The organism is Vibrio ichthyoenteri ATCC 700023 (assembly GCF_000222605.1).
Classification (GTDB): domain Bacteria; phylum Pseudomonadota; class Gammaproteobacteria; order Enterobacterales; family Vibrionaceae; genus Vibrio; species Vibrio ichthyoenteri.
The window spans coordinates 12355-28157 of the sequence record NZ_AFWF01000092.1; the positions used below are offsets into that span (position 1 = coordinate 12355).

The following is a 15803-nucleotide window of genomic DNA, read 5'->3' on the forward strand; positions in this document are numbered from 1 at the left end:
CATTATCACAAAAAGAGCTGAGAATAAAAAGCCCAAGCCTCTAGCCTAGCGTGCTTTTGCTCGCCAATCTAACTTATAACCCTTGCCGATATAGGGTTTACAAACGAATAAACCCACAACCGCTGCGACTTCATCGCCACACATGACGATTGGCGTTCGACGCCTTAACCAACTCGGCACCCCGTATTCTTGAAACAACTTTTTCAACTTACGGCTATGACCACGACCAATAGGATGCGCCGTTAAACCTTCTGGATTAAACCTCACTGAAAGCTGAGCTAACTGTTGCTCGCTAAAAGTCATCTCTCCCGCGACATCGGCCGATAAATGCAATGTACCCAGTTGTTCAGGAAGTGACACAGCTTGTCCGATAAAGAGAGGGGCTTGCCATTCGCTCACAGATTGAGTCGGTAACACTTGATATAGACGCTGAGCAAAGCGGCGAATCTGTACCTGTGCTAAAACCAAATTGGGATTAGCGTCCTCTACTGCCAAGGCAACTTGCTGCCAAATCAAGGTTAAATGACCGCGACTAGGCATACGCAACTTTGCGTGCGCAAACCACATCCGCAGCAATTGCATTCGTACACGATCACTTTTCTCTGCTAGCCCTTCAATTGAGAGGCTACCATCATCGGCTAGTAATGTGTGTAACTGCTCTGTGAGCAGCTCTGCGAGCAACGCTTCTTGTTCTGCACATAATTCAGCACTACGTTGTACTGATGTATGAATATGAGGCCAGCGTTGTTTCAATATTGGCGCAACTTGATGGCGAATAAAATTGCGATCAAAACGAGTGTCTTGATTGCTTTCATCTTCTACCCACTGTAACTGCAACTCATGGGCGACTCGTTCAATCTCATCGCGGCGCACTCTTAATAGTGGTCGTAATAGGACACCCTCGCGCCACGGCATGGCCTGCGCCATCGCAGAAAGCCCTTTAGGACCACTGCCACGCTTCAGCGCCAACAGGAACGTTTCTAGCTGGTCATCACTGTGTTGCCCCGTCAGCAGAATATCACCTTGCGAAACATGCTGAGCCAAAGCTTGATAACGCGCTTCACGAGCGCACGCTTCTACGCTTTGTCCATCATAATCAAGTTGAACTCTTTCTATCAAACATTCAATCGCGACCTCTTTACACCACTGTTGACATTGACTAGCCCACACGTCAGCGTTGTCACTCAACCCATGATGAACGTGCACTGCAATACAATGCGCTCCGCTCTCCTGCTGATAGCGACTCAGTAGCGCTAACAACAGACGCGAATCGACTCCTCCGCTAAATGCGAGTACGATCTTGTTCGGTTGATAACTTTGCAGTGATTGAGTTAAAAGGGCGTAAAGGGAATCCATGACCGCTCACGAAAAGTAGGAAAGTAATGCTTATTCTACAGCAAAATAAAAAGGGTTGAGACCATGCTCAACCCTTTTCGACATTTAACAACTTATCAGCAGTAGCCGTAGCTCATCAAACGCTGGTAACGACGAGCCATTAACGCTTCTTCGTCAAACTGTTCCAACTCATTGAGCTGACGCAGTAGCGTCTCTTTGATATTTTCCGCTGTTTGCTTATGGTTGCTGTGTGCACCACCTAACGGCTCACTGATGATCTCATCGATAAGCTCAAGCTCTTTTAAGCGCGGAGCAATAAGGCCCATCGCTTCAGCAGCTTGTGGGGCTTTATCGGAATCGCGCCACAAAATAGAGGCACAACCTTCTGGCGAAATAACCGAATACGTCGAGTACTGTAGCATGTTAACGTAATCACCCACGCCAATCGCCAGTGCACCACCTGAACCACCTTCTCCAACAACGTTACAGATAACTGGAACGGTTAGACCGGCCATCACTTTAAGGTTAGTTGCGATCGCTTCTGATTGACCACGTTCTTCGGCACCAAGACCTGGGTATGCACCTGCGGTATCAATGAACGTAATGATTGGCATTTTAAAACGCTCAGCGGTTTGCATTAAACGCAGCGCTTTACGGTAACCTTCTGGTTTTGGCATGCCAAAGTTACGTTTCACTTTTTCTTTAGTTTCACGACCTTTTTGGTGACCAATGATCATCACTGGACGACCTTCTAAACGCGCAATACCACCAACAATGGCTTTATCATCCGCGTATGCACGATCACCAGCAAGCTCATCAAATTCTGTAAAGATATGCTCGATGTAATCTAAGGTATATGGACGACGAGGGTGACGAGCAAGTTGAGCTGTTTCCCACGCACCTAAATCACTGAAGACTTTCTTCTTAAGCTCTAAGCTCTTCTTCTCTAGCTGCTCAATCTCTTTATTAAGATCAACACCAGCATCACCACCATGGCGAGAAACGTCGCGCAGAGCTTCGATTTTAGCTTCAAGTTCTGCGATAGGCTTTTCAAATTCTAGAAAGTTTAGGCTCATCTATCGATCCTTTTCTATTCGGCAATTGGTGCCAAATTTAGTTAAATTCGAGTTCTACTTGGTCAGATCCAAGCAGCTGTTTTAAATCATCAAGTAGCGAGTCGCTTGGCGTTACGCGCCACTCTGTGCCCAAGGTTAAACGCGCTCTGGCATCTGAACGTTGGTAGTATACATGGACAGGAATCGTTCCTGCACGATGAGGCTCTAAGATGGAATTAAAGCGCTCAAAAAATTGGTTATCGATTTGCGTTTCGCTTATCGATACTGAAAGGCCGCGTGCATATTTTTCACGGGCACTGCCAAGATCCATGACCTCGCGCGCGGTCATTTTAAGACCCCCATTGAAATCATCAAAGCTGACCTGTCCGGAAACCACTAAAATTTTATCGCTTTCAAGCAATTCTGCATATCGTTCTAGTGCATCTGAGAACAACATCACTTCCATTCGGCCGCTGCGATCATCCAGTGTCATTAAACCAATACGATTACCACGTTTAGTGGTCATCACTCTTGCTGCGATAACCAAACCAGCAATTGTAACCGATTGGTCACGTCTGGTTGGTGTTGCGTCATTCAATCGACAGCTGGTGTATTTGCCCAATTCTTTGATGTAGGCATTAATTGGGTGACCGGTCAAATACAGGCCTAATGTATCACGTTCGCCCTCAAGCCAAACTTTTTCTGGCCACGGTGGCACTTTGGTGTATTTGTGCTCAACTTCTTCTGGTGCTTCTGTCAGTACACCAAATAAATCAGTTTGACCAAAGGATTCCGCTTGGTGATGCTGACTCGCCGCTTTAACGGCATCATTGAGCGATGCCATCAATGCCGCGCGATGTGGGCCTAGACGATCCAATGCGCCAGCGTAAATCAGTTTTTCAATCACGCGCTTGTTGACCTTTTTCAGATCAATACGCGCACAGAAATCGAATAAATCTTTAAAGTGACCATCTTGGTTACGTGACGCAAGTATCGCTTCAATTGGGCCTTCACCCACACCTTTAATTGCACCAATACCATAAACGATAGCGCCATCTTCATCGACATTGAAGCGGTACAAGCCTGAGTTAATATCTGGCGGCAACACTTTCAGTTTCATGCGCAAGCATTCATCGACCAAGCCTACCACTTTTTCAGTGTTGTCCATATCGGCCGTCATTACCGCAGCCATAAATTCCGCTGGGTAATGAGTTTTTAACCACAGTGTTTGGTAAGAAACTAGCGCGTAAGCAGCTGAGTGCGATTTGTTAAAACCGTAACCGGCAAACTTTTCCACCAAGTCGAAGATTTTCATCGCCAACTCGCCGTCTACGCCATTGGCTATTGCCCCCTCCTCAAAGGTGGCACGCTGCTTGGCCATTTCTTCCGGCTTTTTCTTACCCATCGCACGACGAAGCATATCCGCCCCACCAAGGGTGTAACCAGAAAGAACCTGAGCGATTTGCATAACCTGTTCTTGATACAAGATGATGCCGTACGTCGGTTCTAGGATCTCTTTTAATGACTCATGTTGCCACTTTTCATCTGGGTAAGAGACCGCCTCTCGACCATGCTTTCGGTCGATAAAGTTATCTACCATGCCCGATTGCAGAGGACCGGGACGGAACAAAGCCACCAATGCGATGATATCTTCAAAACAGTCCGGTTGTAGGCGCTTGATCAGCTCTTTCATACCACGAGATTCAAGCTGGAATACCGCGGTCGTTTCTGAATTTTGCAGTACTCGGAACGACGCTTCATCGACCAGTGGAATAGACTCAATCCGCACTGGCGCTTGCCCTTCGCGTTCAAGTCTTGGGTTGATCAGTCGCAACGCCCAATCAATGATGGTTAAGGTACGCAAGCCCAAGAAGTCGAACTTAACCAAACCGGCAGTTTCAACGTCATTCTTATCAAATTGCGTAACCGGAAAGTGCCCCTCTGTATCGGCGTAAATCGGGGCAAAGTCAGTAATGGTGGTTGGCGAAATAACCACACCACCAGCGTGCTTACCGGCGTTGCGTGTACAGCCTTCCAAAATACGACACTTATCAATCAGTTCTTTGACGTCTTCGTCTGCTGCATACAGCTCCGGCAAGGCAGGCTCTGCGGCAAAGGCTTTTTCGAGTGTCATACCCGGATCTGGCGGCACAAGCTTCGAGATACGGTCAACAAAACCAAATGGATGACCTAGAACACGGCCAACATCGCGAATAACCGCTTTTGCTGCCATGGTACCGAAAGTGATGATCTGCGACACCGCATCACGACCATACATTTCGGCTACGTGATCAATTACTTGATCACGTTTATCCATGCAGAAATCGACATCGAAGTCGGGCATCGATACACGTTCTGGGTTCAAGAAACGTTCGAATAGAAGATCGTATTCAAGTGGGTCCAAATCGGTAATTTTCAGCGCATAAGCCACCAATGACCCCGCACCTGAACCACGACCTGGCCCTACTGGGATTTCATTATCTTTTGACCATTGGATAAACTCCATTACGATCAAGAAATAGCCTGGGAACCCCATTTGGTTAATTACGTCCAACTCAACTTGTAGACGATCATCATATTCAGGGCGACGAGCTAATCGCGTCGCTTCATCTGGGAAAAGGAACTCTAAACGCTCCTCCAGTCCCTCACGTGACTTCATTACCAAGAAGTCCGTTTCTTCCATCCCTTCGGTTGGGAAAGCAGGTAGGAAGTATTCCCACAGCCTAACGGTCACGTTACAACGCTTAGCAATCTCTACACTGTTCTCCAGCGCTTCGGGGATGTCCGCAAATAGCTCGCACATCTCTTCTTCACTGCGCAGGTATTGCTGAGCACTGTAGTTTTTCGGTCGACGGGGATCTTCTAGCGTATATCCATCGTGGATGGCGACGCGGATTTCATGCGCATCAAACAATTCTTCACGCAGAAAAACCACTTCGTTGGTTGCCACAACCGGCAAATCAGAGCGTTCGGCCAGATCGAGAGCGAAGTGTAAGTAGCTTTCTTCATCAACACGGCCAGTACGCGTTAATTCTAGATAGAAGCGGTCGGCAAAATGTTGCTGATAAAAGCTCACGCATTGATTAACAAGGACTTGGTTACCTTTGAGTAACGCTTTACCAATCTCACCACTTTTTCCGCCGGAAAGAACAATCAGCCCTTCGGCTAATTCCACTAACCACGCTTTATCGATCACAGGCTGATGTTGGACATGGCCACGCAGATAAGCTTTCGAAATCAATAACGTCAGGTTTTTATAACCGGTATTATCACTGGCGATCACGGTTAACTTGGTCAGTTCATCACCGAATTCCGGTGACTGCATGACAAAATCAGCACCAATGATCGGCTTGATACCACAGCCATGTGCAGCTCCGTAAAACTTAACTAAGCCGCACAAGTTGGTAAAATCGGTTAACGCCATCGCAGGCATACCCATCTCGGCGACTTTTTTCACCAATGGCGGCACTTTTGATAGGCCATCGATCATGGAGTAGTCGCTGTGTACACGAAGATGGATAAACTTTGGTTCTGACATTAATTCTTTCCGGTGTTGACGCTATATTCTTGGCTATGGTTATTCTACGTGATTGTTACTCTAATCCGAGCGCTTTTTTCACTGGTTTGAAGCTTTTCCGATGTTGTTCAATCACGCCATGCTGCTCAATCGCTTCAAAATGTGCTTTGGTTGGATACCCTTTATGTTTGGCAAAGCCAAACTGTGGATATTGTTTGTCCAACTCTTCCATCTCTTGGTCACGAACCACTTTTGCAATGATCGACGCGGCACTGATTTGAGCAACGCGTAAATCACCTTTCACCACCGCGATCGCATCCATCGGCAATGCCGGGCAGCGGTTACCATCAATCAGCGCTAGGTCTGGCTGCACCGATAAACCAGCAATGGCACGCTGCATCGCCACCATAGTTGCTTGCAAAATATTAAGTTCGTCAATCTCTTCTGGAGAACAGCGTCCTACCGCCCAAGCAAGGGCTTTTTCTTGAATCTCAGGAAGCAACGCAAGGCGCTTTTTCTCACTCAGTTTTTTTGAGTCATTAAGGCCTTCAATTGGGTTGTTCGGATCAAGAATCACAGCAGCCGTCACGACATCGCCAACCAATGGACCACGTCCTACTTCATCAACTCCGGCTATTAACTGATAGCCTTGCGGATACTCAAATGGTGGCAGCTCTTTTTTGTCTTTGCTCATAGCGCTTTATTCATTCCAATTAAATTTAATACTGCGGTTGCAGCCTGAGTGTCTGCGTCTTTGCGAATCCAGTGATGCATCTCGGTAAATTTATCCACCATCTGCTCACCTTCCACCCCAAATAAACGTTCAACTTCTGATGCCAAGTTTTCTGCAGTGCAATCTTGCAGCAGATACTCTTTGACCAACACTTCATCAGCTAGAATATTAGGCAATGAAACATACTTGGTTTTAACTAAACGACGCGCAATAAAAGCGGTTACTGCATTCACCTTATAGCCCACAACCATTGGACGCTTAACCAACATACATTCAAGTGCAACGGTACCTGATGCCAACATCACTACATCTGCTGCAGTAATAACATTTTTAGCGGTGTCATCAATCAGTTTAAAATCGAGCTCTGGGGCATACTCTTGCCATGCCGCTTCAAATTGTTCACGACGCTTTTTATTCACCAAGGCCACAACAAAACCCAAGTCAGGATGATTTTGATGCAGTTGTTTACACGCGAGAATAAATGGTTCAGCCAACATATTCAGTTCACTGCCCCGACTGCCCGGCAACACGGCTAACCAACGTTTATCTTGCTCTAAACCGAGTAGTGTTCTTGCCGGCGCTTTCTCGGACTGTAGGGGAATAGCATCGGCTAAGGTATGACCGATAAACTCACAAGGAACATCAAACTTATCGTAAAACGCTTTTTCAAACGGTAAGAAAGCCAATACCAAGTTGGTCGCCTTAGCAATACCGAAGATTCGTTTCTGGCGCCAAGCCCACACTGATGGGCTAACGTAATGAACCGTTTTAATGCCCGCATTCTTTAAATCAAGTTCAAGACGAAGATTAAAATCTGGCGCATCAATTCCGACAAACACATCCGGTGGGTTTTGCGTGAAGTATTTCACCAACTCGGCTTTCACTTTCAGAAGTCGCGGTAAGCGGCCGAGAACTTCCACTAATCCCATCACTGAAAGCTCTTCCATATCAAACAAGGACTGACAACCTTGTTCAATCATCTTTGGCCCACCAATGCCCACAAACTCTGCATTAGGGTAACGCTGTTTAATCGCTTTGATAAAACCTTCGCCCAGCGTATCGCCCGAGAGCTCGCCAGCAACGATGCCGATTCGTAGTGGCCTTTCCATCTTCTAATCCTCTTACCTTAAAAACGCAAAAAGACCGCAGTTTATCGCTGCGATCTTTTCTTTACTCAATGACTCAGAGACTTAACGGATAATGCCACGTTCTGTTGATTCAAGTATCTTCAACATTGGCTCAATCGCAGGCCATTCTTGGGCCATTTCAGCCAGTACGGGTTTTACTTCTTCCATTGTTTTACCTGAACGGTAAATCTCTTTGTAAGCTTTCTGTAGCGCGCGGATCTCTGGTTTTTCAAAACCGTTACGCTTCAAGCCAACAAGATTAAGACCAAATGGAGAGGCGTGATTACCTTGTGCTAACACATATGGCAATACATCTTGCACAACCGCAGAACAGCCACCGATGTACGCATAAGCGCCAATGGTACAAAACGGGTGAATAGCCGAGAGCGCCATCACGCCTGCGTAATCACCAACCGTTACATGGCCACCAAGAATCGCATTGTTACCAATGTGAGTATGGTTACCGACAATCACATCGTGCGCCACGTGAGCGTTAACACACAATAAGTTATCATCACCGATAACAGTCGTCGCTTTATCTTGGGTGGTACCACGATGAATTTGTACCGCTTCACGAATGACGTTACGATCACCAATCACAACCGTGGTATCTTCGCCGCCGTATTTTTTATCTTGGTTTTCTTCACCAATAACAGCATGAGGGAAAATTCGGTTCTCTTTGCCAATTTTGGTGTGGCCTTTGATAACCACATGAGACATTACTTCCGTTCCTTCACCAATTTCTACGTTAGCCGTAATGTAAGTGAAAGGTCCAACCGTAACGTTAGCACCAATTTTTGCACCTTCTTCTACCACCGCCGCTGGGTGGATTTGAGCGGTTTCATGAATCATATTAAAACTCTCGACGTGCACATTTTAGATCAGCAGAACACACTACATCGCCGTCAACTTTCGCTGCACATTTGAACGCGGCGATACCACGGCGCTCTTTGATAAATTCAACTTCAATCACAAGTTGATCACCAGGCGTCACTGGTTTACGGAATTTTGCATTATCAACACTAGCAAAATAGTAAAGTTCGTTGCCAGATGGCGCGCCAAATGATTTAAATGCTAACAAACCCGTCGCTTGAGCCATCGCTTCAAGAATTAACACACCAGGAAAAACCGGAAGCTGAGGGAAATGACCGGTAAATTGCGGTTCGTTTACAGAGACGTTTTTGATCGCAGTTAGATACTTTTCTTCTTGGAAGTCGATAACACGATCAATCAATAAGAATGGGTAGCGATGTGGTAACAATTCCTGAATTTCAGTAATGTTCATCGTTTTCTTCTCAGTAGTCAAAGTCATATTCCTAAATATTTGAATGCTAAATTTGGTTTCTGGTTAGCATTATACCCAACTAACGCCTTGATGCTAAGTGCCATCACGTTTAGTTAAGTATAGAGAAAAAAGACCCGCACTCGCGAGTCTTCTTATTGCCAAAAAAGGGGTTACGAATCTGCGTCGCTTTCCAGTTGCTTTTCAACTGCTTTTAGACGCTTATTCATCTCATCAATTCTGTGTACTCGAGTCGCTGTGCGGCGCCACTCTTTATTGGTTTGGAGCGGAATACCCGAAGAGTACATGCCTTTCTCTTCAATACTACGCATCACCATACCCATACCTGTAATCGTAACGCCATCGGCGATTTCGATGTGGCCATTAAGTACACTAGCACCACCAATAATGCAGTATTTACCGATCTTCGTGCTGCCGGCCACGACCGTAGCGCCCGCCATGGCAGTACCATAACCGATCTCTACGTTGTGGGCGATTTGCATTTGGTTATCGATAATAACGTTATCGGCAATGATGGTATCGTCTAGAGCGCCGCGATCGATGGTGGTACAAGCACCAATTTCAACACGATTGCCAATGCGCACGGTGCCGAGCTGTGGAATTTTAATCCATTCGCCTTTTTCATTAGCATAGCCAAAACCATCACTACCAATGACAGTATTCGATTGAACTAAGCAATCGCTACCAATCTCGACATTATGATAAACACTAACGTTAGCCCACAGCTGCGTATTGTTACCAATGATTGCATTTTTACCGATAAAGCAACCGGCACCAATCACTACGTTATCACCAAGTGAAACACCTTCTTCAATCACAGCATTCGCGCCAATTGCCACGTTGTTACCTACAGAGGCACTCGGATCAATCACCGCGGAAGGCGCAATCGCTACCGCAGCCTTAGGAGTGGTATCTAACGCCTGTGCTACCTTGGCAAAAGCAACATAAGGGTCGGCAACAACAAGAGCGTTCCCGACACACAGTTCGCGCTGAGCCTGTTTGATCATGACAACCGTCGCCTGACACTCCGCCAAGTGCTTTGCGTACTTGGGATTTGATAGGAACGTCACATGACCTTGCTGTGCTTTATCCATTGGCGCAACCATGGTTACTGTCGCTGTCGCGTCACCATGGAGCTCGCCCCCTGTAATGGTTGCCAATTCGGCTAGTGTCAATGTTTTCATAAAATCTTATTTTAGTGCTTTGATTACTTTTTCAGAGATATTGTACTCTGGCTTGGCGAAGCGTACTGCTTGAGCATCGATAATCAGGTCGTAACCTTCTTTTGCTGCGATTTTATCGACCGCATCTTGAATCACTTTAAATAGCTTCTGTGTTTCTTGCGCTTCACGTTGCTTAGACGATTGCTCAAGCGCTTGGCCTTTAATCTTGTATTTGCTATCCAATTGGCCGATTTCGATACGTAGTTTTTCGATTTCGTCCTGGCCTAGCAGCTCGCCATCACGCTTAAGCTTTTCAATTTTAGTCTTCGCTTCTGCTTGAATCGCTTTTAGCTCATCCGCTTTATCTTTGAACTCTTCTTGCATCTTCTGCAATACGATTTCACGTTGCGGCAGCGCTTGAAAAACTTGTGCTGTATTGATATAGCCAATCTTCTGAGCGGCTTCTGCTGCGTTAGCAAAAAGAGAAGAGGTCATTACTACAAGGCCAAGACCAGCCGCTTTCATCATTTTATTCACTAGATTTTCCTTAAATTAGAAGGTTCTGCCGATTGTGAAAGTGAAGAACTCTTCGTCATCACCTTCATAACTTTCAATTGGTTTCGCTACCGAGAAGACCAGTGGTCCCATCGGTGACATCCATTGTAGAGCAAGCCCGTAAGAAGCGCGGTAATTACTCGGATCTGAATAATCATAATATTGTTCGTCGCCAATATCGCCGCGATAAACAAATTCGGTATCCCAAACGCTTGCTGCATCAACAAAAGCACTAGTACGCAATTGGCTACGAGTCTCTTCCGAAGCGAATGGTGTTGGGAATATCAATTCTAGGCTTGCTAGCGCAACGGCATTACCACCAACGGAATCATCCGTCGTCGTCACACAACCATTGTTACCACATGCATCACCAGGAATATTGGACTTATTGGTATAAACCGCTTTCGGACCTGCACTATTGGAGCCAAAACCACGTAAGGTAGTAAAGCCACCCGCGTAGAAGTTTTCATAGAATGGAAATAAGTTGTCATTGCCATCCGTTTCCCCATAGCCATTACCGTAGCCAAGACGGCCACGCATTAGCAAGGTAAATTCATGCTTCTTAGTTAAAGGCACATACTGACGCACGTCATATTGCAACTTAAAGTACTGGGCATCTGAGCCTGGTATCGTCATTTTACCAAAAGCACGTTGATAGTTACCCGCCGTTGGGAAGTAACCACGGTTTAAATTATTACGCGTCCAAGATAAGTTAATATCAAAGTCGTTGGTGATGATATCCCCTTCAGCCTGGCCAATGCTTTGTGCAAACAGCTTTGCTTGGTCGTATTCTGGCACATTACCAATCTTGTTATGGGTATAACCAATACCAAAATCGATACGGTTAAGTTCATCAACCGGGAAACCCCAAGTTAAACTGGTGCCATAACTCTCATTGGTATAGTCAACAATACCCGCTTCTTCAGCTTCAAAGGTGTTATAAAAGATTTTTCCGCCAAGGCTGACACCATCAAGGTTCCAATAAGGATCACGATATTCTAAGGTCAAGTTTTTCTGGTAGTCATTCATCATCGCATTGATACCAACACGATTACCAGTACCCGCAAAGTTATCTTGTTGTAAACCAACTTGGAAACTCACCCCAGATTCAGTACCGTAACCAACACCAAAGTTTACGCTACCTGAGTTCGCTTCTTTTACGCTGTAGACCAAATCAACTTGATCTTCGCTGCCAGGTACACGAACGGTTTGTACATCAACGGTTTCAAAAAAGCCGAGACGATTCAAACGCGCTTTACTGGTCTCCAGGGCTTTGCCATTTAACCAGCTACCTTCCATCTGACGCATTTCACGACGCAACACTTCATCTTTTGTGGCGTTATTGCCGACAAAACGAATGTCACGCACATAAATACGCTTGCCAGGCTCAACATTCACCACCAGCGAAACTTGCTTAGTTTCTTCGTCAAACTCCGGAATACTGCGAACTTGTGGATAAGCATAACCGGCTTCGCCAAGTACTTTCTTAACCTCACCTTCAAGAGAGGTGACTCGAGAAGCGTTGTATACTTCACCGGCTTCAAATGGAACTAAGCTTTCAAATTCCGCTTCTTTACCAATCAACTCTCCACGGAATTTGACATCGTCGATGCTGTACTGGTCGCCTTCATCAATATTGAGAGTGATATACACGCCTTTCTTATCCGGCGAGATAGAAACTTGCGTAGAGGTCACTTGAAATTTTAGGTAGCCACGATCTAGGTAGTAAGAGCGCAAAGCCTCAATATCACCCGCTAAAACTTGTTTCTGATACTTGTCATCAGAGAGAAAGTTCCACCATGAAACATTTTCATTGAGATTGAAACGACCACGCAGATCTTCATCGCTAAACACTTGGTTACCGATAAAGTTAATTTGTTGAATTTTTGCTGAAACACCTTCAGTGAAAACAAACTTCAAGTCAGTACGGTTACGGGGTAAAGGCGTCACAACCGCTTTCACACTCGCATTGTACTTACCAACACTGTAGTAAAAATCTTCCAGACCTTTCTCAACGTTCGATAACGTTGTTCGGTCTAGCGCTTCACCAACACGAATACCCGATGCATCAAGGTTTTGTTGCAACTGCTCGTCTTTAATCGCGCTATTGCCTGAGAAAGAGACCGTGGAGATGGTTGGGCGCTCAATAACCTGCACAACCAAAACATCACCATCACGTGACACTTTGACGTCTTCAAAGTTACCCGTTGAATACAACGCGCGGATAATACCTGCGACATCTTGATTGCTGACTGTGTCACCAATACGAATTGGCATTTTTAACAACGCCGCACCTAATGCTACGCGCTGTAAGCCATCAACTTGGATATCTTGAACAACAAAGTCTTCAGCGCCGTTAGCCGAAACGCTCGTAGCCAGCAAAGTAGCCAACAGAATTTTTTTCATTGCCATATTTGTTTTAGTTATTCCTTACTACAACCTGCATTCACTTTATAAGCGCGCAAAGTCATTAAAAATCGCGACCGCCATAAGAGCAAATATGATCGCGCCACCCAGACGGTAGCCCATTTCCTGTACCTTCTCTGGTACTGGGCGTCGAATTACCGCCTCGATTGCGAAAAACAATAGATGTCCACCATCAAGCATTGGCAGTGGAACCAAATTTATAATGCCAAGATTGACACTGATTAAAGCCAAAAAGCCTAAAAAATACACTAACCCGTAGTCGGCGGTAGCGCCGGCGCCTTTCGCAATCGAAATAGGCCCACTAAGGTTATTTAATCCCACATCACCAACAATCAACTTCTTCAGCATGGTAATGGTCAAATCGATGACTTGGCTTGTTTTATCAATCGCCTTACCGATAGACTCAAATACACCAAATTGCAGATCGAATCGATAGTTTTGCGGCCATTCTGCGACTTCAGGAGCGATTCCAACAAAACCGACCTTTTCTCCGCCTTGAATTTCACGGCTATCAGGAACAATCGTTAGCTTAACCAATACTCCATCGCGCATCACAACAAGGTCAACAGCTTGAGCAGCATTGGCTCGAATAACGTCAACGACTTGCTGCCAGTCGGTAATTATTTCACCATTCAACTGCGTAAGCGTATCACCCGCTTTAAGCCCCGCCACCTCACCTGCGCCGCCTTCGCTAATGGTCGCTAAGGTCAAAGAAATAGCCGGAGTATAAGGTTTAAAGCCCAATGCGGACATTGAGGATTCTTTTTCAGGGTCAAACTGCCATTGAGAAATATCAAGGGTCAGAGTTTGCTCCAAACCAACCTCATCAGCAGGTGCCACCGTTAATGTTAAAGCCTCGTCACCAATATGGGAAACCAACCCCATATTAACCGATTCCCAATCCGCGGTTTTGACGCCTGAAATTGATTTAAGTTCCATCCCCGACTCTAAACCGCCCTTCGCCGCAATAGAATAAGGCGCAATTTCACCCACTACCGGTTTCACTGCTGGCACGCCGATAAGAAAAACCAACCAGTAAGCAAAGATGGCAAATAGAAAGTTAAAAACCGGTCCTGCCGCAACAATAGCGGTGCGTTTCCACAGCGATTTTTTGTCAAAGGCGTGGCAATACATTTCCTCAGAAATGTCATCAACTCGGCTATCAAGCATTTTGACGTAGCCACCTAACGGGATCACTGCGATGCTATATTCAGTGCCATCTTTACCGATTCGATTCCAAATCGACTTGCCGAAACCGATCGAAAAGCGTTCAACTTTTACCCCACAACGACGTGCGACCCAAAAATGACCAAATTCATGTACCGCAACTAAAATACCCAGCGCTACGATGAATGAAGCAAAGTTCCACAATATTCCGCTCATGCTTGCTGCCTAATGATAAATTCAATTGCGAGTGCGCGTGCCATTCTATCGACCTCAAGTATGCTTTCCAAGCTATCACAAGTCAGTTGTGCATTCATCGCACATATTTTTGAGGTTACCCAACTATTGACCACTGCGATGTCAGTAAAGGGTAATTTTCGCTGTAAAAACGCCTCAACCGCGATCTCATTGGCTGCGTTCAACGCCGTCGTCGCGTGTTGTCCTTCATAACAAGCATCAATCGCCAATTTTAAACATGGGTAACGATTGTAGTCTGGAGCAAGAAAAGTCAGCTCACCGATCTGAGTAAAATCTAGTGGCTTAACCCCTGCAGAAACGCGTTGTGGGTAAGATAACGTCAAAGCAATCGGCGTCGCCATATCTGGCTCTCCCAATTGCGCGAGCGTTGAGCCATCTCGATATTGCACCATAGAGTGGATAACAGACTGCGGATGAATCACAACTTTAAGCTGATCACGACTGGTATTGAACAGCCATCTAGCTTCGATGTACTCCAAGCCTTTATTCATCATAGTGGCGGAATCGACCGAAATCTTAGGCCCCATAGACCAGTTAGGGTGAGCGATCGCTTGCTCAGGCGTGACATGTTTCAGCTCAGCTAAATCGCTATAACGAAATGGACCACCTGAGCCTGTCAGAAGAATATTCTGGATGCCAAAATGACTTAAATCGCAGTGACCTAAATTAGTTTGTACTTCATGAGGTAGACATTGAAAAATAGCATTATGTTCACTATCAACCGGTAATAACTCTGCACCGCTCTCTTTTACCGCATCGACAAAAAGCTGCCCTGACATAACCAAAGCTTCTTTGTTTGCAAGCAAGACGCGCTTACCCGCTTTGACCGCTGCCATTGTGGGCATTAACCCCGCAGCGCCAACAATCGCCGCCATCACAGTATCAATCTCATCAAAAGAAGAGACCATACACATGGCTTCAACGCCGGATAATACTTCCGTCTTGGCTCCGTTTTTTTGTAGGGTTTGTTTCAACTCACTCGCCGCTTTTTCGTTTGCCATGACAGCATAACGAGGTTGCCACTTAAGACAAAGCTGAGTCATTTTTTCAACATTTTGCCCTGCCGCTAACGCAACCACACGAAATTGTTCCGGATTATTTTCGATAACTTTCAAAGTGCTGGCACCAATAGAGCCGGTAGCACCTAGGATTGTTAATTTACGCAT

General features: G+C 45.8%; 12 protein-coding genes. All 12 read right to left on the minus strand.

The genetic code is table 11. The annotated features are described in order from the left end of the window. Positions 1-45: 45 nt before the first annotated feature. Positions 46-1356: a tRNA lysidine(34) synthetase TilS gene (tilS, locus tag RH85_RS07800; RefSeq protein WP_006711671.1), complete on the minus strand. Its 1311-nt coding sequence runs from the start codon at positions 1354-1356 to the stop codon at positions 46-48. A gap of 95 nt (positions 1357-1451) precedes the next feature. Further along, positions 1452-2411, minus strand: coding sequence for an acetyl-CoA carboxylase carboxyl transferase subunit alpha (gene accA / locus RH85_RS07805; RefSeq protein ID WP_006711672.1), 960 nt, complete (start codon positions 2409-2411; stop codon positions 1452-1454). Positions 2412-2448: 37 nt separating this feature from the next. Further along, entirely contained in the window at positions 2449-5928 is a 3480-nt protein-coding gene (gene dnaE / locus RH85_RS07810; protein ID WP_006711673.1) for a DNA polymerase III subunit alpha, read from the minus strand. Positions 5929-5983: 55 nt separating this feature from the next. Further along, positions 5984-6601 carry a ribonuclease HII gene (gene rnhB / locus RH85_RS07815; RefSeq protein ID WP_006711674.1) on the minus strand — a complete coding sequence of 206 codons (618 nt, stop codon included), beginning with the start codon at positions 6599-6601 and terminating at the stop codon, positions 5984-5986. Then, a complete protein-coding gene (gene lpxB / locus RH85_RS07820; RefSeq protein WP_006711675.1) occupies positions 6598-7749 on the minus strand; it encodes a lipid-A-disaccharide synthase in 1152 nt (383 codons plus the stop codon). Before lpxB ends, rnhB begins: the two co-directional genes overlap by 4 nt. An 81-nt stretch (positions 7750-7830) precedes the next feature. Continuing rightward, on the minus strand, positions 7831-8619 hold the full coding sequence (gene lpxA, locus RH85_RS07825; protein WP_006711676.1) for an acyl-ACP--UDP-N-acetylglucosamine O-acyltransferase: 789 nt from the start codon (positions 8617-8619) through the stop codon (positions 7831-7833). A gap of 1 nt (position 8620) precedes the next feature. Continuing rightward, positions 8621-9073, minus strand: coding sequence for a 3-hydroxyacyl-ACP dehydratase FabZ (fabZ, locus tag RH85_RS07830; protein ID WP_006711677.1), 453 nt, complete (start codon positions 9071-9073; stop codon positions 8621-8623). Between the two features lie 149 nt (positions 9074-9222). Then, on the minus strand, positions 9223-10254 hold the full coding sequence (gene lpxD, locus RH85_RS07835) for a UDP-3-O-(3-hydroxymyristoyl)glucosamine N-acyltransferase (RefSeq protein ID WP_006711678.1): 1032 nt from the start codon (positions 10252-10254) through the stop codon (positions 9223-9225). 6 nt (positions 10255-10260) lie between these two features. Next, on the minus strand, positions 10261-10761 hold the full coding sequence (locus RH85_RS07840; RefSeq protein ID WP_174269574.1) for an OmpH/Skp family outer membrane protein: 501 nt from the start codon (positions 10759-10761) through the stop codon (positions 10261-10263). A 24-nt stretch (positions 10762-10785) separates the two neighbouring features. Further along, the gene (gene bamA / locus RH85_RS07845) at positions 10786-13200 is read right to left on the minus strand and encodes an outer membrane protein assembly factor BamA (protein WP_006711680.1); all 2415 of its coding nucleotides are present in this window, start codon (positions 13198-13200) and stop codon (positions 10786-10788) included. A gap of 39 nt (positions 13201-13239) precedes the next feature. After that, positions 13240-14598 (minus strand): sigma E protease regulator RseP, encoded by a 1359-nt coding sequence (gene rseP / locus RH85_RS07850; protein WP_006711681.1) that lies wholly within the window; start codon positions 14596-14598, stop codon positions 13240-13242. Continuing rightward, on the minus strand, positions 14595-15803 hold the full coding sequence (ispC, locus tag RH85_RS07855; protein WP_006711682.1) for a 1-deoxy-D-xylulose-5-phosphate reductoisomerase: 1209 nt from the start codon (positions 15801-15803) through the stop codon (positions 14595-14597). Before ispC ends, rseP begins: the two co-directional genes overlap by 4 nt.